Annotated in this window: 22 protein-coding genes; 15 read left to right on the top strand and 7 right to left on the bottom strand. The window is 48.5% G+C overall.

What is annotated here, in order from left to right:
* The first annotated feature begins 17 nt into the window (after positions 1–17).
* The 8 genes from C8275_RS10385 to C8275_RS10350 all read left to right on the top strand — a co-directional run bounded on the left by C8275_RS10385 (position 18) and on the right by C8275_RS10350 (position 6,854).
* Complete coding sequence (locus tag C8275_RS10385) at positions 18–674, top strand: SagB/ThcOx family dehydrogenase (protein ID WP_106485056.1); 657 nt, start codon at positions 18–20, stop codon at positions 672–674.
* A gap of 30 nt (positions 675–704) precedes the next feature.
* Positions 705–1,643: a nitronate monooxygenase family protein gene (locus tag C8275_RS10380; RefSeq protein WP_106485055.1), complete on the top strand. Its 939-nt coding sequence runs from the start codon at positions 705–707 to the stop codon at positions 1,641–1,643.
* A 25-nt stretch (positions 1,644–1,668) separates the two neighbouring features.
* Positions 1,669–1,944: a putative quinol monooxygenase gene (locus C8275_RS10375; RefSeq protein WP_022385747.1), complete on the top strand. Its 276-nt coding sequence runs from the start codon at positions 1,669–1,671 to the stop codon at positions 1,942–1,944.
* A 162-nt stretch (positions 1,945–2,106) separates the two neighbouring features.
* Positions 2,107–3,462, top strand: coding sequence for an MATE family efflux transporter (locus tag C8275_RS10370; RefSeq protein WP_106485054.1), 1,356 nt, complete (start codon positions 2,107–2,109; stop codon positions 3,460–3,462).
* Positions 3,463–3,520: 58 nt separating this feature from the next.
* Positions 3,521–3,727: a hypothetical protein gene (locus C8275_RS10365; protein WP_022385745.1), complete on the top strand. Its 207-nt coding sequence runs from the start codon at positions 3,521–3,523 to the stop codon at positions 3,725–3,727.
* 50 nt (positions 3,728–3,777) lie between these two features.
* On the top strand, positions 3,778–4,242 hold the full coding sequence (locus C8275_RS10360) for a MaoC family dehydratase (RefSeq protein ID WP_106485053.1): 465 nt from the start codon (positions 3,778–3,780) through the stop codon (positions 4,240–4,242).
* Positions 4,243–4,912: 670 nt separating this feature from the next.
* Positions 4,913–5,221 carry a nitrous oxide-stimulated promoter family protein gene (locus tag C8275_RS10355; RefSeq protein WP_022385743.1) on the top strand — a complete coding sequence of 103 codons (309 nt, stop codon included), beginning with the start codon at positions 4,913–4,915 and terminating at the stop codon, positions 5,219–5,221.
* Positions 5,222–5,342: 121 nt separating this feature from the next.
* Entirely contained in the window at positions 5,343–6,854 is a 1,512-nt protein-coding gene (locus C8275_RS10350; RefSeq protein WP_106485052.1) for a glutamine synthetase family protein, read from the top strand.
* Between the two features lie 195 nt (positions 6,855–7,049).
* Here C8275_RS10350 and C8275_RS10345 read toward each other — a convergent pair whose 3' ends face one another.
* The 3 genes from C8275_RS10345 to C8275_RS10335 are packed head-to-tail and all read right to left on the bottom strand — an operon-like array spanning position 7,050 to position 10,780.
* On the bottom strand, positions 7,050–9,932 hold the full coding sequence (locus tag C8275_RS10345; protein ID WP_106485051.1) for a xanthan lyase: 2,883 nt from the start codon (positions 9,930–9,932) through the stop codon (positions 7,050–7,052).
* A 9-nt stretch (positions 9,933–9,941) separates the two neighbouring features.
* A complete protein-coding gene (locus C8275_RS10340; protein ID WP_106485050.1) occupies positions 9,942–10,496 on the bottom strand; it encodes a 1-acyl-sn-glycerol-3-phosphate acyltransferase in 555 nt (184 codons plus the stop codon).
* Positions 10,497–10,510: 14 nt separating this feature from the next.
* On the bottom strand, positions 10,511–10,780 hold the full coding sequence (locus C8275_RS10335) for a hypothetical protein (RefSeq protein ID WP_022385738.1): 270 nt from the start codon (positions 10,778–10,780) through the stop codon (positions 10,511–10,513).
* A gap of 138 nt (positions 10,781–10,918) precedes the next feature.
* Between C8275_RS10335 and C8275_RS10330 the strand changes: the two genes are divergently transcribed.
* Both C8275_RS10330 and C8275_RS10325 read left to right on the top strand, forming a co-directional pair.
* The gene (locus C8275_RS10330) at positions 10,919–12,568 is read left to right on the top strand and encodes a diphosphate--fructose-6-phosphate 1-phosphotransferase (RefSeq protein ID WP_106485049.1); all 1,650 of its coding nucleotides are present in this window, start codon (positions 10,919–10,921) and stop codon (positions 12,566–12,568) included.
* A gap of 106 nt (positions 12,569–12,674) precedes the next feature.
* On the top strand, positions 12,675–13,571 hold the full coding sequence (locus tag C8275_RS10325; RefSeq protein WP_369861215.1) for a glycoside hydrolase family 25 protein: 897 nt from the start codon (positions 12,675–12,677) through the stop codon (positions 13,569–13,571).
* Between the two features lie 129 nt (positions 13,572–13,700).
* Here C8275_RS10325 and C8275_RS10320 read toward each other — a convergent pair whose 3' ends face one another.
* From C8275_RS10320 to C8275_RS10305, 4 genes are all read right to left on the bottom strand, one after another.
* Positions 13,701–14,147 (bottom strand): RNA-binding S4 domain-containing protein, encoded by a 447-nt coding sequence (locus C8275_RS10320; RefSeq protein ID WP_106485047.1) that lies wholly within the window; start codon positions 14,145–14,147, stop codon positions 13,701–13,703.
* Positions 14,144–14,707 carry an aminoacyl-tRNA hydrolase gene (gene pth / locus C8275_RS10315; RefSeq protein WP_106485046.1) on the bottom strand — a complete coding sequence of 188 codons (564 nt, stop codon included), beginning with the start codon at positions 14,705–14,707 and terminating at the stop codon, positions 14,144–14,146. Before pth ends, C8275_RS10320 begins: the two co-directional genes overlap by 4 nt.
* A 31-nt stretch (positions 14,708–14,738) precedes the next feature.
* Positions 14,739–15,332, bottom strand: a complete 594-nt coding sequence (locus C8275_RS10310) for a 50S ribosomal protein L25/general stress protein Ctc (protein WP_022385732.1) — start codon at positions 15,330–15,332, stop codon at positions 14,739–14,741.
* 119 nt (positions 15,333–15,451) lie between these two features.
* Entirely contained in the window at positions 15,452–15,826 is a 375-nt protein-coding gene (locus C8275_RS10305) for a PUR family DNA/RNA-binding protein (protein ID WP_106485045.1), read from the bottom strand.
* Between the two features lie 365 nt (positions 15,827–16,191).
* Between C8275_RS10305 and nusB the strand changes: the two genes are divergently transcribed.
* The 5 genes from nusB to C8275_RS10280 all read left to right on the top strand — a co-directional run bounded on the left by nusB (position 16,192) and on the right by C8275_RS10280 (position 19,686).
* Entirely contained in the window at positions 16,192–17,118 is a 927-nt protein-coding gene (nusB, locus tag C8275_RS10300) for a transcription antitermination factor NusB (protein WP_106485044.1), read from the top strand.
* 58 nt (positions 17,119–17,176) lie between these two features.
* Positions 17,177–17,488, top strand: a complete 312-nt coding sequence (gene yajC, locus C8275_RS10295; RefSeq protein ID WP_106485043.1) for a preprotein translocase subunit YajC — start codon at positions 17,177–17,179, stop codon at positions 17,486–17,488.
* A 37-nt stretch (positions 17,489–17,525) separates the two neighbouring features.
* The gene (locus C8275_RS10290; protein ID WP_106485042.1) at positions 17,526–18,542 is read left to right on the top strand and encodes a CdaR family protein; all 1,017 of its coding nucleotides are present in this window, start codon (positions 17,526–17,528) and stop codon (positions 18,540–18,542) included.
* On the top strand, positions 18,539–19,138 hold the full coding sequence (coaE, locus tag C8275_RS10285) for a dephospho-CoA kinase (protein WP_106485041.1): 600 nt from the start codon (positions 18,539–18,541) through the stop codon (positions 19,136–19,138). The genes C8275_RS10290 and coaE overlap by 4 nt, the downstream gene beginning before the upstream one ends.
* Before the next feature lie 125 nt (positions 19,139–19,263).
* A complete protein-coding gene (locus C8275_RS10280; protein ID WP_106485040.1) occupies positions 19,264–19,686 on the top strand; it encodes a DUF5606 domain-containing protein in 423 nt (140 codons plus the stop codon).
* The last annotated feature ends 202 nt before the right edge of the window (positions 19,687–19,888 follow it).

Here is a 19,888-nt window from a genome sequence, read left to right as displayed (position 1 = left end):
ATAAAGACGAATGACCTATGAAGAAACTGATTATGGCTGCTGTGGCAATGGGCTGCATGACATTGGCCGAAGCACAGGATTTGAAGGAAATACAGCTTCCCGAACCGGACAAGACCAGGGGAACTGCAGTGATGAAAGCTCTCTCCGACCGTGTGTCGGTGCGTGAATGTTCGCCGGAGGAACTCAGCCTTCGTGACTTGTCGGATGTGATATGGGCAGCCAATGGCATCAACCGTCCGGAGGAAGGACGGCGTACGGCTCCTTCGGCACTGAACAAGCAGGACATCGATGTGTATGTGTTCACCGATGAAGGCGTGTTCCTGTACCTCCCGCAGCGTCATGCTTTGCAGCCGGTGGCCGAGGGCGACCATCGGGAAGTGCTCGCCGGGCCTCCCTCTCCGGCACGGACACAGGACTTTGTAAAGGCATTCCCGGTGATTCTGCTCTTTGTGTCGGATCTGTCCCGTTTTGAAATGACCGGAGAGCGTGTGAAGCTGATGGCCGCCATGGACGCCGGCATTGTGTCGCAGAACGTGAATCTCTTCTGCTCCTCCGTGGGGCTGTGCACGGTGCCGAGGGCTTCGATGGACGAACCGGCTGTACGTCGGCTGCTGAACCTGGCTGACCATCAGATACCACTGCTGAACAATCCCGTGGGCTATCCCAAGCAATGACAATTTTAACCTAATCTCGAATATCCATTTATGAACCGAATCACTTCTTTGTTTCAAGTAGAGCATCCCATCATCCAAGGTGGTATGGTGTGGTGCAGCGGCTGGCGTCTGGCGTCTGCTGTGAGCAATGCGGGTGGACTGGGGTTGCTGGGCGCAGGCTCGATGCATCCCGACACGTTGCGTGAGCATATACAGAAATGCCGGAAAGCTACCGACCGTCCCTTTGGGGTGAATGTGCCTCTGATGTATCCTCAGATTGAGGAAATCATGAACCTGCTGGTCGAGGAGGAGGTGAAGATTGTCTTTACCTCCGCCGGTAATCCCAAGTTGTGGACCCCCTTCCTGAAAGAACATGGCATGACGGTGGTGCATGTGGTGTCGTCGTCGAAGTTTGCCCGCAAGTGCGAAGAGGCGGGAGTGGATGCCGTGGTAGCTGAAGGTTTTGAAGCCGGAGGACATAACGGACGCGAGGAGACGACAACCCTCTGTCTCATCCCGGCCGTCAGACGTGCCACTTCCCTGCCTTTGATTGCCGCAGGCGGCATCGGGACAGGACGGGGGATGCTGGCAGCCATGGCTCTGGGAGCGGAAGGTGTGCAGATAGGCACGCGGTTTGCCCTGACGGAGGAAAGTTCCGCCCATCCGGGATTCAAGGCACACGGACTCTTCCTGGAAGAAGGAGATACGAAGTTGCTACTGAAGAAGCTGTCGCCGACCCGTCTGGTGAAAGGCGGTTTCCGGCAGGCTGTGGAGGAGGCGGAGGCCCGTGGAGCTTCTGCCGATGAGCTGCGTGAACTGTTGGGACGCGGACGTGCGAAGCTGGGAATCTTCGAAGGTGACCTGGAGAATGGCGAACTGGAGCTGGGGCAGGTGGCTTCCCTCTTCCGTCAGTCACAGACCGTGGCTGAAGTCATGAAGGAAATCACGATCGAATACGATGAGGCGCTGCGTGCGATGGAACACTATTGATATGATTGACCCAAATAATGACACTATGATTAGATTGAATGTTTTTATCCAAGTGAAAGAGGCACAACGTGCCGAAGTGATTAATGTGGCAAAGGAGCTGGTTGCAGCTTCCCTGAAAGACAAAGGTTGTGTGGCATACGACCTGTTTGAAAGTTCCACACGTCCCGATGTCTTGCTGATTTGCGAAACATGGACCGATGAAACCGCTCTGGCGGCACATTCGGCGAGTGGGCATTTCAAGACATTGGTTCCGAAGATCGAACAGCTCTGTCAGATGAAGATGGAGAAATTCACGTTCTGACATTCGGAAGAAGACTGACATAAGAGGTGTGCCGGGAATAGCTTACAGGCTGGTCCGGCGCACCTTTGCTTTATAGGATACAAGCACTTTTTAACAATCACTTCGGGACAACCTCTTTGACCTTTTGTGTATCTTTGCACGATTTTTTAGGACAAAGACTCTATGGCATCCACAAAAGAAATGACGTCAGGGGCTCCATTGCCTCTGATTTTGAACTTCACCCTTCCGCTGTTATTAGGCAACCTGTTGCAGCAGACCTATTCATTGGTTGATGCTGCCATCGTGGGTAAGTTCTTAGGTATAAATGCCCTCGCTTCCGTCGGGGCAAGCAGCTCGGTCATCTTCCTGATTCTCGGGTTCTGCAACGGCTGTTGTGGAGGCTTCGGCATTCCGATTGCCCAGAAGTTCGGAGCGCATGACTATTCGACGATGCGCAAGTATGTGTGGGCGAGCTTGAAGCTGACGATGGTCATGTCGGTCCTGATCGCCATTGTGACGAGTCTGCTTTGTGCCTTTATCCTGCGTACGATGCGTACTCCTGAAAATATCTTCTACGATGCGTACCTGTACCTGCTCATTACCTTTATCGGTGTGCCTTGTACGTTCTTCTACAACCTGTTTTCCTGCATCATCCGTGCGTTGGGAGACAGTAAGACACCGTTCTGGTTCCTGTTGTTTTCCACCATCCTCAATATTCTGCTCGACCTTTTCTGTATCCTGGTGTTGGGATGGGGAGTGGCGGGTGCTTCGATAGCCACGGTCGTCTCCCAGGGCTTGTCGGCTTTCCTCTGTTATCACTACATGATGCGGAAGTTCGAGATTCTGCAAGCCACACCCTCCGAACGTCGGTTTGACCGTCGGTTGGCATTGAACATGCTGGGTATCGGGGTTCCTATGGGATTGCAGTTCTCCATCACCGCCATTGGCAGCATCATGTTGCAAAGTGCCAACAATGCATTGGGAACAGCCTGCGTGGCAGCCTTCACTTCCGCCATGCATATCAAGATGTTCTTCCTCTGTCCGCTGGAGAGCCTGGGTATGGCGATGGCAACCTATTGCGGACAGAACTACGGGGCAGGCAAGCCCGAACGCATCTGGTCTGGCATCAAAGCGAGCTTTTTGCTGATGGGAGTCTATGTCGTGGCTAACTTCTTTATCCTGTGGTTCGGTGCCAAGTACATGGCATTGCTGTTTGTGTCAGCCTCCGAAGTCGAGATAATCAAGGACACCGAGCTGTTCCTGCATGTCGCTGCGACCTTCTTCCCCATGTTGGGACTGCTGTGCATCCTGCGATACAGCATTCAGGGAGTGGGGTATACCACACTGGCGATGCTGTCGGGAGTGTCGGAGATGATTGCCCGTATTCTGGTGAGTGTGCTTGCCGTGCCTGCCTTCGGTTACATTGCCGTCTGCTTCGGTGACCCGACGGCATGGATGGCTGCCGACCTGTTTCTTGTCCCGACTTTTATAGTGATTTATCGCCGTTTGAAGAGTCGGGGTGTCGTGATGAATAACTAAACCTGTGCACGCTCAGTCGGCAGGCTGAGCCGATGCGAAACTTTAAACAATTGATTTTATGCGTAAATTGGTATGCCCGCAGTGTAAGGTTGCGGCAGTGTATGTGAAGAATGAGAAAGGCGACCGCCTTCCTGTGTATGTGACCGACAACGGACAGATTGTCCCGAAGGACCCGGAAGCCTCCCTGGACGGATTCAACCTGGAGGAAGTCTTTTGCCTGGGATGTTCCTGGCATGGGAATCCGCGGCGGATGGTCCGATACTGACACTTGTCAGACAGATGCTAAATATCAGTCATTAAAATAAGAAGACCGTTATGAGTAAAGTAATTATCAACTCTTATGAGGACTTTGCAAAACTGCTCGGACAGGAGATTGGTAAGTCCGATTACCTGCAAGTCACTCAGGAACGCATCAATCAGTTTGCTGATGCGACGCTCGACCACCAGTGGATTCACGTCGACCCGGAACGTGCCAAGGTGGAGAGCCCCTTCAAATCGACCATCGCGCACGGTTATCTGACCCTGTCGCTGTTGCCTTATTTCTGGAATCAGATTATTGAGGTGAACAACCTGAAGATGATGATCAACTATGGTATCGATAAGATGAAGTTTGGGCAGGCTGTCCTGACCGGAGACCGCCTCCGTCTGGTCGCTACCCTGCACTCGCTGGCCAACCTGCGCGGAGTGGCAAAAGCAGAAATCAAATTCGTCATTGAGATCGAAGGTGCCTCCAAGAAGGCCCTGGAGGGCATTGCCACCTTCCTCTACTATTTCAATTAAGTGCGTCTGTCATGCTCATATTTTCCACCCTGACGGGGAAAATATGGGCATGAATGCGTTTTTAGGGTGATTTTAGGGTGTATTAGGGTGCTTTTTATGCCCTTTTCGGAGGGTTTGAGAAGTCTTTGTCGGGTGTTTTAACAGCTTTCGGATACCTTTGCAAGTGCAAGGACGAAAGAAACAATCATCCTGATTTCACCCCTCTGGGAGGCTTTAAAGAGAAACAACCATTCACACCTATGGAAAAACAGACATATTATTAAAGGGACTAATTACACACTATGTTTTTGTAGGAGATAAACATTAAAGAGACTAAAGAGAGGGTATGTCAAAGGCGGGCTTGAGGCTCCGATTGACATGCCCTCTTTCTGTAGGTGCTCCGGTCCGGGGAAACGATGGGTTAATCCCGTCCATGTGCTTCCGAGATATCGTATAAGTGGCGGATAGACGGAGCAAAGTATAATACTTAGGCACCCTAAGTATAATACTTAGCCTACCTAAGTATAATACTTTGGTCTGTATAAGCCCGGCTTGTATCTCATCGATGCCGTACTCATGTCGGCTTTATCCCGGGACCTTCAGCTCCTGTTCCTGCATTTCTACCGGACGGATGGCATGATATTTACGAAGTACTGTTATCTTTGCAGAGATTCAATGTAACGCTTTCTTTATGGAACAGTATTCACGCATAGCAGATGAGAAGCAGATTGTCGAACGGATGATTCGCCTTTACTGCCGGGGGAAGGAAGCCCATGCCGAACTGTGTCCGTCGTGTCAGGAACTCCTGGCCTATGCACACAGCCGTTTGTCGCACTGCCCGTTTGGAGAAGCGAAGGGCAGTTGCCGTCAGTGCCGCATCCATTGCTACAAGCCGGACCAGCGGGAAAGGATGCGCGCCGTGATGCGTTATGCCGGACCGCGTATGTTGTGGCATCATCCCGTGACGGCGCTGCTCCACCTGTGGCGGGAGCTTCGTTAGCTGAATTCTGACATTTTGTTATTAAAATAACGCTTCAATCCCTTGTTTGAACCCGTTTAATGATTACATTTGTCACGGCAATCGGTCGTATTGCCATAATATCATTAAAAACACATGAGTTATGAACAAAGAGATTGAGATGAATGCCAACCCACTGGTTGCATTCTTGCAGAAACCTGCCGCCGAATTCACAAAGGCAGACATTCTGACCTATATTGAAGAAAAGGGCATCCGTATGGTGAACTTCATGTATCCTGCCGAGGACGGGCGCATGAAGACGCTGAACTTCATGATTAATAACCGGGCTTACCTGGAGGCTATCCTGACGAGTGGCGAACGGGTGGACGGTTCCAGCCTCTTCCCCTCATTTATCGAAGCCGGCAACAGCGACTTGTATGTCATTCCCCGTTTCCGCACGGCATTCATGGACCCGTTTGCCGAGATTCCGACCCTTTGCATGCTTTGTTCTTATTTCAATAAGGAGGGAGAGCCGTTGGACTGTTCTCCTGAACAGACGCTGCACCGTGCCGCACAGGCTTTCACTGCATCCACCGGGATGACATTCGAGGCAATGGGTGAACTGGAATACTACGTCATTGCCGAGGACGACGGCATGTTCCCGGCTACCGACCAGCGTGGTTACCATGAGTCGGCTCCATACGCCAAGTTCAACGAGTTCCGCAAACAGTGCATGACCTACATTGCCCAGACGGGAGGACAAATCAAGTATGGGCACTCCGAAGTGGGCAACTTCACACTGGACGGCAAGGTCTATGAGCAGAATGAAATCGAGTTCCTGCCGAACCCGGTGGAGTCGGCAGCTGACCAGCTGATGCTTGCCAAGTGGGTCATCCGCAACCTGGCGTGGCGTCATGAACTGAATGTGACTTTTGCCCCGAAGATTACGGTCGGGAAAGCCGGTTCGGGCTTGCATATTCACATGCGTATGATGAAGGAGGGGAGCAACTGCATGCTCCACAACGGAGAACTGTCAGAGGAAGCCCGTCGTGCCATTGCCGGCATGATGGTGCTGGCACCGTCGATTACCGCCTTCGGCAACAAGAATCCGACATCCTACTTCCGTCTGGTGCCCCACCAGGAAGCGCCGACGAACGTCTGCTGGGGAGACCGCAACCGCTCTGTGCTCGTCCGTGTACCCTTGGGATGGACGGCTGACAAGGACATGAGTGCCTTGGCTAATCCCTTGGAGACTCCCGCACACTATGACACGACTCAGAAGCAGACTGTCGAGATGCGTTCTCCTGACAGTTCGGCGGATGTGTACCAGCTGATGGCAGGTCTGTGCGTCGCTTGCCGCCATGGTCTGGAGATGCCGAAGGAGGAAGCGCTGCGGATTGCGGCTGACAAGTATGTGAATGTGGACATCCACAAGGCTGAAAATGCAGCCAAGCTTGCTGCCCTGGAGCAGTTGCCCGTATGTTGTGTCGACTCGGCTGCCTGCCTGGAACGCCAGCGGGAAGTCTATGAGGAGGCAGGTGTGTTCAGTCCGCGCATGATTGACGGCATCATCCGCACCCTCCGTGCCTTTGATGACACGCGGTTGCATGAGACCGTCAGCAAGGACAGCAATCAGATGCTGGCCCTGGTACGTCGTTTCTTCCACTGCGGATAAGTGATACTTCTTTCATTTCATGCCGGTCTGTCCGTAGAAGCTGCGGGCAGACCGGCATGCGTGTGTTTGTACTACAGCAGTTTGCTGATGATGCGTGATGGGGAAAAGGTAATCTCCTGCAGGCTGCCGGTGGCGTTCGGAAACAATCTGCGTCACCCGTGCTTATTGAGTTCTCAGCGTATGTGCAGACGAGAATCAGTCCTCAAAGTAATGCAGGATGCCGGACATGATGTGGGCACGGCTTCCTTCATCCGAGATGCTTTCGAAAGGAAATCCCAGGATGAACGTGCGGTAGTCTGTCCCACGATAGGCAATGCCTGCCCCCTGATTGCTCCCGGGATAGATAAAGCTTTGGATGGCAGGAGAGAGGGGAGCAATGCAGGCAGGAGAGGGGACTGCATAGGTCTGTTCGTTGGCTGTGCGGGGCAGCCGGAAGCGGATGCCCGTACCGAAGACTTCGGCTTCCTGGGAATGAAGCAGGTTATCCACCGGAATGTATTTCAGCAGATTGGTAAACGCTCGGTCTGTCTCCTTGTCCAGATGGGACCCACTGACGAACAGACGTCCTCCGTTCTGGCAGTAGTGGCTGAGGGCACGTTTCAGGGCAGGTGAGAACGGAGACAGCTCCACGCCAAGAATCAGGTCTACCATGTGATAATCCGTCAACCGGACCCGTCCGTCTTCAACAGCCTCATCGCTGCATGACACGAACGAATAGCGTCCGGCAGCCTGGATGGCTTTACCATGAATAAAAGGATAGTCAAAGGTGTTTCCGGCAATCAGTTTACCTTCCAGGTTGCTGTTGCTGTAACCCAGTCCGTCAGCCGTTTCCTTGCCGATGCCGTCCTTGTCAAAGCAGAGTTGGTTGCCACAGAAGGCAGGGCTGTAGAGATAAGGCACTCCCGGGTCAGTGCGGAGGTCAAAGCCTTGCAGGTTGGTCGTTTCGACCGTGGCTGGTCCGCTCAGCCGGTCGAAGCCATTCACGATGAGGACTGTCCCCCGGCTGCGTTGTGCCTGATAGGCGGATAGGATTTCGGACGGGAAGCTTTCTCCGCCACGGTTCACAGCCGTCACTTTGAAACTGTATACCAGTCCCGGTTCCAGCTTCTTGGTGAATGAGGTCCCGCGTACGATTTCTCCGTTATCAAATCCTCCATAGCCGATGCGTGTGTAGACCACGTATTCCCGGGGGGATGCACTTGGTTCGAGAGGGTCGTTCACCGGGGACCAGGTCAGTTGCACCGTGTTTTTCTTCCCGGTGAAGCGGATGGCAAAATGGTCTACCGGCAGTGGTTGCACTTCATAATCCCTGTCGTGCATGACGGCTTCGTATTTCAATATGGATTTATAGACCGAGCGTGCCACCGTAAATTTGAAACGCGGGTCGTGCCCAAGCTTCATGTCTGCAAAGTTCTGGTGGGAAAGCATCTCCAGAATCATCGAAGGTACGGAGGGGAGTCGCGTTTCGCTGTAGTTGCGGTTCCACATCGAGCGCCGTGCCCAATCAATATTGAATGTGCTGCTGATGTCACGTTTCAAGCCAGACAAGACCATATCTGCCAAATCACGCGAAGCATAGCGGGACAATCCCGCTGCCAGTCTGCCCTCATTGAAGTCCGTGGTGTAGATGCCCAGTGAGCCGATGAGCTCATTTTCTTCAGAGAATCCGGCATCGCTGTGTAAGGCGAGACTGAGTTCAAAAGGCACTTTCAGTCCTTGCTGTCCGGGATTGTAGACAGAACCCCCTGAGAGATAGTTGAGCATGTTGGAGCGCGTGTTGATGTCATCCGGATAATCATTGCTGCCTTTTCTTCCGCCGTAGACCTGATAGGGCATACCGCTCCATTGCGCCTGATAGCGTGCTCCCTCCAGGTAACGGGGCAGGCCGCTCACACGGGCAGCAGAAGGGCTGTTCCCCCGGGCGATATTCCCCATGCCTCCGCCGAAACGTACGGCATCAGCGCAGACGACTCCCTGTTCACGGCTCTCGTTGCTCAGTACGACCATGCCGTAGTCGTTGTTTCCTTTGTCAAACTCGAAGGTGCCCAGGTAGACCCAGGTGCCGCCTCCCATTTGTTGGTTGACGGTAAACTCAGTGACTCCACCTTTATGGAATACCAGGTATTTGGCATCAGTGACGCTTTCCGGTTGTGTGCGGTAAGACACATAGACTGCATAGCGTCCTGTTTCCGGGATGTTCGGAATCCATTCGGCAAAGGTCTGTGCCTTTTTCCGTTGTGTGGTGGGTACGATACGGACGCTGCCGTCATTGAACGGATTTTCCCCGTCCAGATAAACCTGTTTCAGTTGGGCAAATCCCGTTCCCATGCCATTCTTCCACCGACTTCGACGGTTGGTATCTTCGTAGTAGATGGAGCCCGGCGAATCGGTGTCATTATCGACAATCACTTCCCGTTTCTGCCAGTCACGTTCACGTGGTGTGAATACGACAGCACCCGCGTTTTCGAGCATCGGTATCAGATAAGGGACGACGAACGACTGTGTGAACAGGTCTTCCGTGGTACAGAACAGGCGGGGGCGTTGCCAGCTCCATTCGTTCTTGTCGTTCTTGAAATACTTCCCGTGGCTTTGCCATAAAGCGATGTGGCAGTTTGTCAGTCCCCGTCCGATGTCAAACGGACGCGATGCATTGTGCACCCATGGGGCACTCTCGTAGCGGATGTCTTCCCACAGACGGCTCTTGTCCCGGTCACTCCGACGGCGTAACGCATTAGGAACAAGTTCCTCGATGGGACGTCCGTCGGCATAAATCTTGATATCATAGTAGTTGACAGGTCCGGGCAGCGACTGCTTGACGGAACGATAGATGCCCTTGACGTTCTCTTCGGTAAAGGGTTGATAGCCGAAGTTGGCATTGGAGTAGATGGATAGGGTTCGTTTCTGATTGTCCAGCCGGAAAGACTTCAGGCTGCTCTTCCCAATATGAGCTTGTGAAGTGGAGTAGTTTGAGAAAAAGTCCTTGAGCCGTTCTTCGACGGTCCGTTCCAATCCTTGGGCATGGACGCCCGTGCCGAAGCTACAAGCTGCGAGCATAAGGAGGATGCCGATGTGTTTCATTGCGAGTGATTAAATATCTCCAGTGGTAAAGTTCTCAGGATGTTTGCCTTGGAATCTCTTGAAATAGGTTTTGATGGTGCGCATGTCCTCCTCGATATTGCCGGAGGGGAACACTTCCTTTTCGATGGTGATACATTTAGTCCGGTAATCAATACCTGCGAGCAGGATGGGGATTTGTGCCTTGAATGCGATGTAGTAGAATCCTTTCTTCCAGTCTCCGTTGGCTGAGCGGGTACCTTCGGGTGTGATAGCCAGATGGAATGTCTTGCGTGAAGTGGCTTCTTCTGCCATTTGGTCTACCAGGGAGTTCTTCTTGCTCCGGTTGACGGGAATCCCTCCGATAAAGCGAAAGAATGACCCTAGCGGTTCGAAAAACCATTCTTTTTTCATCATGAAGAATGTCTTTCGTCCGATGGCTCCGTAGAAAAGTTTGCCAATGAGCAGGTCCCAATTGGATGTATGCGGAGCGGCGCAAATGATGTACTTATCATAATCGGGGATGGAAACCTTATGCTTCCATCCCAAGAGTTTATGATAAATAAAGCTGTAGATGGCTTTCTTCATCAGTTACCATGCCATTAGTGTAAGGTGCCGATTTCTTCAATGAGGGCATGCAGTTGCTTGTTGAAGTCTTCGCGCAGTTTCTTGTAATAGCCTTTGACATTTCCGGGTTCCGGGTGGTTGGCACGACGCAGGAATTCATCTTGCATGTACAATACTTTTGTCATAATGTCGTTGGTCTTCTCCACGTTCACCTCGGGAATAAAGCTTTTCAATACGACGCACTCCGTAAATAATTCTCCGGCGATATAGTTAATTGTTTTCTTTAAAGTCCGTTTATTTGCCATAATTGTAAGTGTTTAGAGTTAATACTTGAAATCTTTTCCGGTAAAGATATGGATTTTATTTTTATTATTCAGAAAAATCAACGAAATTTGCTCACATATAAGGAAAGTTAATAGATTGACCTTTTAAAATGTAAAAACATGAATAATACACAGAGTACACTTCAACTGGCGAGAAAATCGTATCAGCCCAAACTGCCAAAAGCTTTGCGAGGAGCCATTGAAGTGGTCGAACTTGGCAAAACAGAACCGGCAACACACAAAGAAGAGTTGAAGAAATTGTTTCCCAACACCTATGGAATGCCAATTCTTCGGTTTGTAGAGAGTACGAAGCAAAAAGAGTATCCTGCTATCAATGTAGGTATTATACTATCCGGAGGTCCTGCACCGGGTGGACACAACGTCATTTCAGGTTTGTATGATGGATTGAAAACGAGCAACAAAGATAGTCGTCTTTTCGGTTTCATCCTGGGTCCCGGCGGATTGATTAATCATGAATACAAAGAGCTGACTGCTGACATCATCGATGAGTATCGGAATACAGGTGGTTTTGACTTGATAGGTACCGGACGCACCAAGCTGGAGAAAGAAGAACAGTTTGAAAAAGGCTTGGAAATCATGAAGAAGCTCGATATCAAGGCGCTCGTTATTGTAGGAGGAGACGATTCAAATACGAATGCTGCTATTCTGGCAGAATATTATCAGGCTAAACAGGCTGGCATTCAGGTAATCGGTTGCCCGAAAACCATTGATGGTGACTTGAAGAATGATATTGTGGAGGCATCCTTTGGCTTTGATACAACCTGTAAAATTTATTCAGAGATTATCGGAAACATTGAGCGTGATTGTAATTCCACCCGTAAATATTGGCACTTTATTAAATTAATGGGACGTTCGGCATCGCACATTGCATTGGAATGTGCTCTACAGACCCAGCCGAACATCTGTATTATCTCCGAAGAGGTCGCTGCCAAGAATCAGACCTTGGATGATATCGTAACCTATATAGCCAAGGCTGTCGCAGAACGTGCGGAACGTGGATTGAACTTTGGTACGGTGCTCATTCCGGAAGGTCTGATTGAGTTCATCCCGGCCATGAAGAGTCTGATTGCGGAATTGAACGACTTGTTGGCAGATACGACGGAAGGACAGACCGCCAAGCAGTCGGAACAGCGTAATTGGGTGATTTCCCGCCTGTCGACTAAAAATGCGGCAATTTTTGCCAGTCTGCCTGAGAGCGTGGCAGCTCAGCTGACGCTTGACCGTGATCCCCATGGTAATGTCTGCGTTTCGCGTATTGAAACGGAAGTATTGCTTTCCTCCATGGTCGGAACGAAGTTGGCTCAGTGGAAGGCAGAAGGGAAGTATGTCGGGAAGTTCGCAACCCAGCATCACTTCTTAGGCTATGAAGGTCGTTGCGGTTTCCCATCCAATTACGATGCTGATTATTGTTACGCACTGGGATGCACGGCTGCCCAGTTGATTTTTGCGGGTAAGACCGGTTACATGGCGTCGGTACGCAATACGGTTGCACCTGCCAATGAATGGGTTGCCGGAGGAGCTCCTCTAAGCATGATGCTGAATGTGGAGCATCGTCGTGGAAAAGAGCATCCGGTTATCAAGAAGGCTTTGGTAGACTTGGAGGGACGTCCTTTCAAGGAGTTTGCTTCCCACCGTGAGGAGTGGGCACGTGAGACGGAATATGTCTTCCCGGGTCCGATACAATATTTTGGTCCTTCTGAACTGTGTGATAAGCCGACAAAAACATTGCAGTTAGAAAAAGCTGATTAACTTTGCAGCAGCAAATAGGAAAGAGCGCAGGTTTCCGCTGATGAATGAAATGCGGAAATCTGCGTTTTCTTGTAGAATATAGTAAGTTATGGTGTCAAGAACTCCGATGGATGCAGTCAATAGGCCGGTGCGTAAGACGCGTAGTGTAAAGCGTAATTCGGCATCTTCTTCTTCACGGCGGAAGGTGCGGTCGGTTACTGCAGGGAAGAAGAACAGAAAGAGGAAGAATAGTCGGAAAGGCTGGCGGTTATGGGCAGAAACACCACGTTGGCTCATTTGGACTGGTACCGGCATAGTTGTTGTCATCTACTGCTGTATTCTATATACCTATTATTTGAAGCCCTATTTCTACCGATGGGATTTTGGGGACATGTATGCGGGTCATCCGGTCGTACATGGAATAGACATCTCTCATCATCAGGGTAGCATTGATTGGGGGGAGCTGGCAAAGGCGGAGCATACCGGTTCGGGAATTCATTTTGTATTTATGAAGGCTACTGAAGGCTCCGACTGGATTGATTCGACGTTTCAGCATAATTTTGTCAGGGCGCGTGAACACGGGTTTATTCGTGGAGCATACCATTTTTTCAGCAATACTTCATCTGCCATTAAACAGGCTGACTTCTTTTGTCAGCAGGTTGAACTGACTGTGAATGACTTACCACCGGTCCTTGATGTAGAGACACGTGGAAATTATAGTGAAGACTCGTTGCGTCTGGAAGTGAAGAACTGGTTGAAGCGAGTGGAACAGCATTACGGGGTAAAGCCGATAATTTATACATCCCGCAAATTTAAGGAACGCTATTTGAGTGATGACTCTCTCGATACTTATCCTTTCTGGATTGCCCATTATTATGTGGACTCATTGACGTATCAGGGTGAATGGGCTTTCTGGCAACACACGGATTTGGGACTCTTGCCCGGTATTAAGGGGAGAGTGGATATGAATGTATTCAATGGAGATTTGGAGAGGCTTAAGTCATTTACGATTCAATCAAAGTAAAAAAATCAGGAGTGCAATCGCGGATATCCCGTGTTTGCACTCCTGAAATATAGCATAATTTTAAGTGTATTGTACACTGGAATTTGTCGCAGTAGCTTGCCATCCATCTTTTCCCATAGCCAGCTGAAGTTATTCAGGCTGATTGTTCTCTTCTTCGTCTTCTTCATCAAAATCAAAGTCGAAGTCAAGGTCTTCCAGGAATTCAGGTTCATTGAACTTATCCAAGCTGCGACGTTCCTTTTTCGTCGGACGACCGGTTCCTCGTGCCCGATCCACGAATCCGCTGATACGGTTCATTTCCAGCAATTCATATTGGTCAGGTGTTGTGACATTTTCCAAAATTTCAGGAACAAGCTTGGCGCCGACCCGCTTCTCAATAGCCTGAAGAACCTTGAATGAGTAGGTGACAGGCGGTTTGCGTACCTGAATTACTTCTCCCGGTTTCACCATACGCGATGGTTTCACCTGGCTTCCGTTTACACTGATACGTCCTTTTTTACAAGCTTCAGCTGCAATGGTGCGTGTCTTGAAGATGCGCGTAGCCCACAGCCATTTGTCTATTCTGGCTTCACTCATTTCTTGTTGAATTGATTCATGGTGATGGCGATACCTGCAAGGCAAAAGCTTTTGATGATCTCGCAGGCGGTATCTATCCGTTCACCCATTTGCTGTTTTTCTTCTTCGCTGAAGTGTCCCAGCACATAGTCTATCTGTGCACCTTTAGGGAAATTGTTACCTATTCCAAAGCGCAAGCGGGCATAATTCTCCGTGCCCAATGTCGCTGCGATATGTTTTAATCCATTGTGTCCGGCATCGCTTCCTTTAGGTTTCAGACGCAGGGTGCCAAACGGCAGGGCCAAATCATCGACTACAATCAGTACATTCTCCAGTGGGACTTTCTCTTGTTGCATCCAGTAGCGGACGGCGTTGCCACTTAAATTCATGTAAGTGGAAGGTTTGAGTAATACAAGCTGCCTTCCCTTGAGTGATAAATCAGCCGTCGCTCCGTAGCGTCCATCCTTAAAAACAATATTGGATGCCTTTGCAAAGGCATCCAATACGTTAAATCCTATGTTATGGCGGGTATCCCGGTATTCATCACCGATGTTTCCCAGCCCTACAATCAAATATTTCATTGATGAGGATTAAAAGGTTTTGTCAAAAGCATTAGTTTGCCTTGGCAGCAGCACCCATTGCGGCACGCGTCAACTTAACAGCGCAGACAACGGTTTCCTTGGCATTCAGGATTTCCAATCCTTCGAAGGACAATTCGCCCACTTTGATTGTTTTGCCAAGACCCAGGCTGGTTACGTCAACAACCAGTCTTTCAGGAATCTTGTCGTAAGTAGCTTTTACTTTCAGCTTACGAACCTGCAGCTGCAACTTACCACCAGCACGTACACCTTCAGCCAAACCTTCGAGCTGAACCGGAACTTCCATAACGATGGGCTGATCCTCGGTGATTTCGTAGAAGTCAACGTGAAGCACGTTGTCTTTTACCGGGTGGAACTGGATCTCTTTCATGATGGCTTTGCAGGTCTTGCCGTCAATGTCCAAGTTTACAGTGTAGATGTGCGGAGTGTAAATCAGGTTGCGGAGTCCTTCATTGGGTACAGTGAAAGAAGTTGCAACGATATTGCCATTTTCATCTTTCTTAGTACCATAGAGGTTGCAGGGAACGCTACCGGCTTTACGGATTTCGCGTGTCGATTTCTTGCCAGTTTCAGGTCTGGCTGTACCTTTTACGTCGATAGTTTTCATTGTCGTAAATGTTTGTGTTACTCTAAATTAAGTTTGTTTTGCTTAATTCACCATCACACGATGTGTCAAAAAGCGGCGCAAAAGTACGCTTTTTCAGTGAAATATCCAAACAGGTGGCTCTAAAAGTCTATGTCTATTTTAATTTCATCTGACATCGGGGCAGTCTCAGTCTCATTTTCGGTATTACTGTTGCCATGCTTCGGCTCTATAGGTCCCTGTTCCTGTTCTATGAATCCGATGGCTTCATGAAGGCCGTTCATGAACTTCTCGAAGTCTTCTTTGTATAGGAATATCTTGTGTTTTTCAAAACTGACTTGTGAATCGTCCCCTTCGCCAGACACGACTTTCTTACTTTCAGTGATGGCTAAGAACATTTCATCCTTACGGTTCTTTTTTACATCCAGATAATATATGCGTTTTCCGGCTTTGATAGCCCTTGAGAATACAATCTCTTTGTCTGCATCAACAGCACCTTTCTTTTTAAACTCTTCCATAACTTAAAATATAAAAATGTGCTTCAAAGGTGGCTAATTTTTTCTAATTAGCCAAGCTTGTGTGTGAAAAAGTGATTGCTCCATATTTCTTTTTTTGAAAAATGCAACTTGAAGGGTTTGGCCTGCGGACGTTGTGGTGTGTGCGCTCTTGATGAGGGGAAGGTCTCTTGCCATTAGTACCGTCGGTTCCCAATGAATACTATATAATAAGGTATATGGGATTCTCCGATTCACAGGAATGAATTTTTACTGGCAGTCACAGAAAGAAATGTGGAGGATGTGAGAAAAAGTCAGGTGTATATTATAGGGATATGTGGAATTTATGTAAATTTGCACACTCTAATACAAGAATTTAAATAACCGTTATGATTAACAGAGCTCTTATTCGTTTGAAAGTTGTACAGATTGTCTACGCTTATTACCAGAATGGCGGTAAGAATTTGGACACAGCTGAAAAAGAATTGTTTTTTAGCCTAAACAAAGCTTACGACTTATACAACTATTTATTGCTTCTCATGGTCGAAGTGACTAAATATGCAGAGAAATGTGTATTGGCCGGGAAGAGCAAGATGCGCCCCACTCCTGAAGAATTAAATCCCAACATGAAATTCATTGAAAACAGATTTGTAGCGCAATTGGAGTGCAACGAGCAGTTGTGTGCCTTTACCGAGACACAAAAGAAGAGCTGGGACAATGATGAAGAGTTCGTGAAATCATTCTATGAGAAGATTCAGGAAACAGAGTATTATCAGGAATATATGGCAGATCCCTACCGCTCTTATGAGGCTGATTGGGAATTGTGGAGAAAGATTTATAAGAATCTGATTTTTAACAATCCCGAGTTGGATGTATTGTTGGAGGAACAGAGCCTTTATTGGAACGATGATAAGGAGATTGTCGATACTTTCGTGCTGAAGACCATCAAGCGTTTTGATGTTAAGCTTGGAGCCAAGCAGCCTTTGCTTCCCGAATATAAGGATGAAGAAGATCAGGAATACGCACGCCGTTTGTTCCGTCGTACGATTCTGAATGCTGATTACTACCGCCATCTGATGATGGAAAATACGCGTAATTGGAACTTGGACCGTGTAGCATTCATGGACCTGATTATCATGCAAATCGCATTGGCTGAGATTCTCAGTTTTCCGAATATACCGGTGAGTGTTTCGCTCAATGAGTATGTGGAACTGGCAAAGCTCTACAGTACGCCGAAGAGTCCTGGATTCATCAATGGAATGTTGGATGCAATTGTTAATCAATTGAAAAAAGAAGGCAAGTTGACAAAGAATTGATTTATATTTGTTCGACCGATAATTAAACGTTATTTTAAACACACACAAAGAAAACGCTATGAACCTAATGACAGTATTATTGCAGGGGGGCGGAAGCAGCTTGTCCTTCATCATTATGATGGTGGCAATCTTTGCAATCATGTACTTCTTCATGATTCGTCCTCAAAACAAGAAACAAAAGGAAATAATGAACTTCCGTAAGAATCTGGAAGTCGGACAGTCTGTCGTGACCGCCGGAGGTATCTATGGAAAGATCAAGGAACTGGAAGACAACGTGGTGGTGCTGGAAATTGCAGCCGGTGTAAAAATACGCATTGATCGCAACTCGATTTTTGCGGATATGGCATCGACTCAGAATGCTGCCAAGTGATTACTTCCATTCGTTCCATTAATATATCAAGACATCAATGTCCGCGAAAAGAGATATATCTGTTCTTGTTCAAAGGACGTTACGTACAGTCAGAAACTTCCTGCTCAGTCCCAAAAGCAGGGAGTTTCTGATTTTTTTATTTTTCCTGGTCGTTGCCTTCTTCTTCTGGATGTTGCAGAAGTTGAATGACACTTATGAGATGGAACTGGCCATCCCTGTAAGGGTGGAGAATGTCCCGGACAATGTGGTGATGACGATGCCTCCTCCGGCATCGGTCCGGGTACAGGTGAAAGACCGTGGAACCGTATTGATTAATTATATGTTGGGACGTTCGTTTTATCCGCTCACGTTGGATTTTGGCGAGTTGGAAAATGAGAGCGGACGCGTTCGTGTGGAGAGCTCTTCATTTCAGAAAATGGTCACTTCGCAGCTGATGAATACGACACAGGTCGGTGCCATACGTCCTTATGCTTTTGACATCGTATATACACGGGGAAAAGCAAAGAAAGTTCCCGTGGTCGTGCAGAGCAAGGTCACCACGGAGAAGCAATACTATATCTCTGAGATGCATGTCAGTCCGGATTCCATATTGGTTTATGCTCCGGAAGAGATTTTGGATACATTGACAGCTGTCTATACGAAAAGCTTTGCTTGTACGCAGGTTGACGACACGATTCGTCGGCACGAGACACTGGCTCCGGTTTTCGGAGCAAAGTTTGTTCCGGAAGGAGTGGATGTGGAAATCTGTACAGATATGTATACGGAAAAGAAATTGGAAATTCCCATTCACCCGGTGAACTTCCCGGCAGACAAGATGCTCAAGACCTTCCCGTCAAAGGTGTCGCTGACTTTTCAAGTGGGATTGGCGCATTTCAAGAGTGTCACAGAGAATGATTTTCTGATAACAGTTACGTATGATGAACTGTTGAAATGTAATTCTGATAAATACCGGGTTAAGTTGAAAAGCTTTCCAAACAATGTGAGCTACATCCGTATTGACCCACCGGAGGTCGACTTTATCATAGAACAAGTGAATACGTTCGAAACGCCATGATTAAACTAGGAATAACCGGAGGCATCGGTAGTGGAAAGTCGGTTGTATCCCGTCTGTTACAGATAATGGATATCCCTGTTTATCAAACCGATGATGAAGCCAAAAGACTCACAGTGGCAGACCCTCATATCCGTCGTGACTTGTCGGCATTGGTCGGCGATGCGGTCTATGCGTCGGATGGTTCGTTAAACAGGGAGGTGCTGGCATCTTATATTTTTGGTTTTCCTGAACGTATAGCCCGTGTGAACGCAATCATTCATCCACGTGTAAAGACCGATTTCGAACACTGGTCTGAACGGCAAAGGCAATGCCGTCTGGTGGGGATGGAATGCGCCATCCTTTATGAATCAGGGTTTGAAAACACAGTCGATAAGGTGATTGCTGTGTCGGCTCCTTGGAATGTCCGTTTATGTCGTGCCATGAAGCGGGATGCAGCTCGGGAAGAGCAGATACGGAAGCGCATGGAGCATCAGTTGCCTGACGAAGAGCTATGTGCCCGTGCTGACTTTGTGGTGCGCAATGACGGAGTGACGCCATTGTTGCCTCAGTTGGAACAGATATTGGCTCAACTGAATGCTTTTTCCGAAATCCATTGATAGGCCGTGAGAATGGCTTCGGCTACTTCATTTTTTTAAATACGGGCTTTGTATCTTGACCGGGGCATTGTATCTTTGCTCCCCGTTATGAAAACAAATTACTTTAAGAGATAAAACACAAAATTATGTTGAGAACTATTTTATCTGTCTCCGGAAAGCCGGGACTGTACCGTTTGCTTTCGCAAGGAAGAAACATGTTGATTGTCGAGACACTTGATGCTACCAAGAAGCGTATCCCCATTTATGCAAGTGACAAAGTGACTTCATTGGGGGATATTTCCATGTATACAGAAGAAGATGACGTCCCCTTGAGCCAGGTACTGACAGCCCTTAAGAACAAGCAGAATGGAGCCGTTGTTGACTTCGATTACAAGAAGGCAAGTCTTGCTGAATTGCAGGAATTTTTTGCGCAGGTACTTCCTAACTTTGATCGGGACCGTGTTTATGCAAATGACATAAAGAAACTTATTCAGTGGTATAACATTCTCATCAATGCCGGTGTGACAGAGTTTGAAGATGCTTCTGCCGGGGACGAGACAGCAGAATGATAGTTGGGGATCCGAGTATCCTGACAGGGCGCGAATTGCACAAAAAGATGCAAGTTTTGGATTTTTACTTGCAATATATGTGCAGTTCGCGCTTTGTTATTTGGAAAACTTCACTACTTTTGTGGCAGAGTGTATTTATCATATAAAACAAACGATAGTGGATATCTGTAAGAATTCTGTTTTACTGGGTAAGTGATAAGCA

The sequence above is a fragment of the Bacteroides sp. Marseille-P3684 genome (genome assembly GCF_900291465.1).
In the GTDB taxonomy this organism is placed as follows: domain Bacteria; phylum Bacteroidota; class Bacteroidia; order Bacteroidales; family Bacteroidaceae; genus Phocaeicola_A.
This window is presented reverse-complemented; position numbering and strand designations above follow the sequence as displayed.

Bases quoted from the DNA above. Each gene is read 5' to 3' on its own strand.
- C8275_RS10385 (WP_106485056.1), top strand. From the start codon at position 18: ATGAAGAAACTGATTATGGCTGCTGTGGCAATGGGCTGCATGACATTG.
- C8275_RS10380 (WP_106485055.1), top strand. From the start codon at position 705: ATGAACCGAATCACTTCTTTGTTTCAAGTAGAGCATCCCATCATCCAA.
- C8275_RS10375 (WP_022385747.1), top strand. From the start codon at position 1,669: ATGATTAGATTGAATGTTTTTATCCAAGTGAAAGAGGCACAACGTGCC.
- C8275_RS10370 (WP_106485054.1), top strand. From the start codon at position 2,107: ATGGCATCCACAAAAGAAATGACGTCAGGGGCTCCATTGCCTCTGATT.
- C8275_RS10365 (WP_022385745.1), top strand. From the start codon at position 3,521: ATGCGTAAATTGGTATGCCCGCAGTGTAAGGTTGCGGCAGTGTATGTG.
- C8275_RS10360 (WP_106485053.1), top strand. From the start codon at position 3,778: ATGAGTAAAGTAATTATCAACTCTTATGAGGACTTTGCAAAACTGCTC.
- C8275_RS10355 (WP_022385743.1), top strand. From the start codon at position 4,913: ATGGAACAGTATTCACGCATAGCAGATGAGAAGCAGATTGTCGAACGG.
- C8275_RS10350 (WP_106485052.1), top strand. From the start codon at position 5,343: ATGAACAAAGAGATTGAGATGAATGCCAACCCACTGGTTGCATTCTTG.
- C8275_RS10345 (WP_106485051.1), bottom strand. From the start codon at position 9,932: ATGAAACACATCGGCATCCTCCTTATGCTCGCAGCTTGTAGCTTCGGC.
- C8275_RS10340 (WP_106485050.1), bottom strand. From the start codon at position 10,496: ATGAAGAAAGCCATCTACAGCTTTATTTATCATAAACTCTTGGGATGG.
- C8275_RS10335 (WP_022385738.1), bottom strand. From the start codon at position 10,780: ATGGCAAATAAACGGACTTTAAAGAAAACAATTAACTATATCGCCGGA.
- C8275_RS10330 (WP_106485049.1), top strand. From the start codon at position 10,919: ATGAATAATACACAGAGTACACTTCAACTGGCGAGAAAATCGTATCAG.
- C8275_RS10325 (WP_369861215.1), top strand. From the start codon at position 12,675: ATGGATGCAGTCAATAGGCCGGTGCGTAAGACGCGTAGTGTAAAGCGT.
- C8275_RS10320 (WP_106485047.1), bottom strand. From the start codon at position 14,147: ATGAGTGAAGCCAGAATAGACAAATGGCTGTGGGCTACGCGCATCTTC.
- pth (WP_106485046.1), bottom strand. From the start codon at position 14,707: ATGAAATATTTGATTGTAGGGCTGGGAAACATCGGTGATGAATACCGG.
- C8275_RS10310 (WP_022385732.1), bottom strand. From the start codon at position 15,332: ATGAAAACTATCGACGTAAAAGGTACAGCCAGACCTGAAACTGGCAAG.
- C8275_RS10305 (WP_106485045.1), bottom strand. From the start codon at position 15,826: ATGGAAGAGTTTAAAAAGAAAGGTGCTGTTGATGCAGACAAAGAGATT.
- nusB (WP_106485044.1), top strand. From the start codon at position 16,192: ATGATTAACAGAGCTCTTATTCGTTTGAAAGTTGTACAGATTGTCTAC.
- yajC (WP_106485043.1), top strand. From the start codon at position 17,177: ATGAACCTAATGACAGTATTATTGCAGGGGGGCGGAAGCAGCTTGTCC.
- C8275_RS10290 (WP_106485042.1), top strand. From the start codon at position 17,526: ATGTCCGCGAAAAGAGATATATCTGTTCTTGTTCAAAGGACGTTACGT.
- coaE (WP_106485041.1), top strand. From the start codon at position 18,539: ATGATTAAACTAGGAATAACCGGAGGCATCGGTAGTGGAAAGTCGGTT.
- C8275_RS10280 (WP_106485040.1), top strand. From the start codon at position 19,264: ATGTTGAGAACTATTTTATCTGTCTCCGGAAAGCCGGGACTGTACCGT.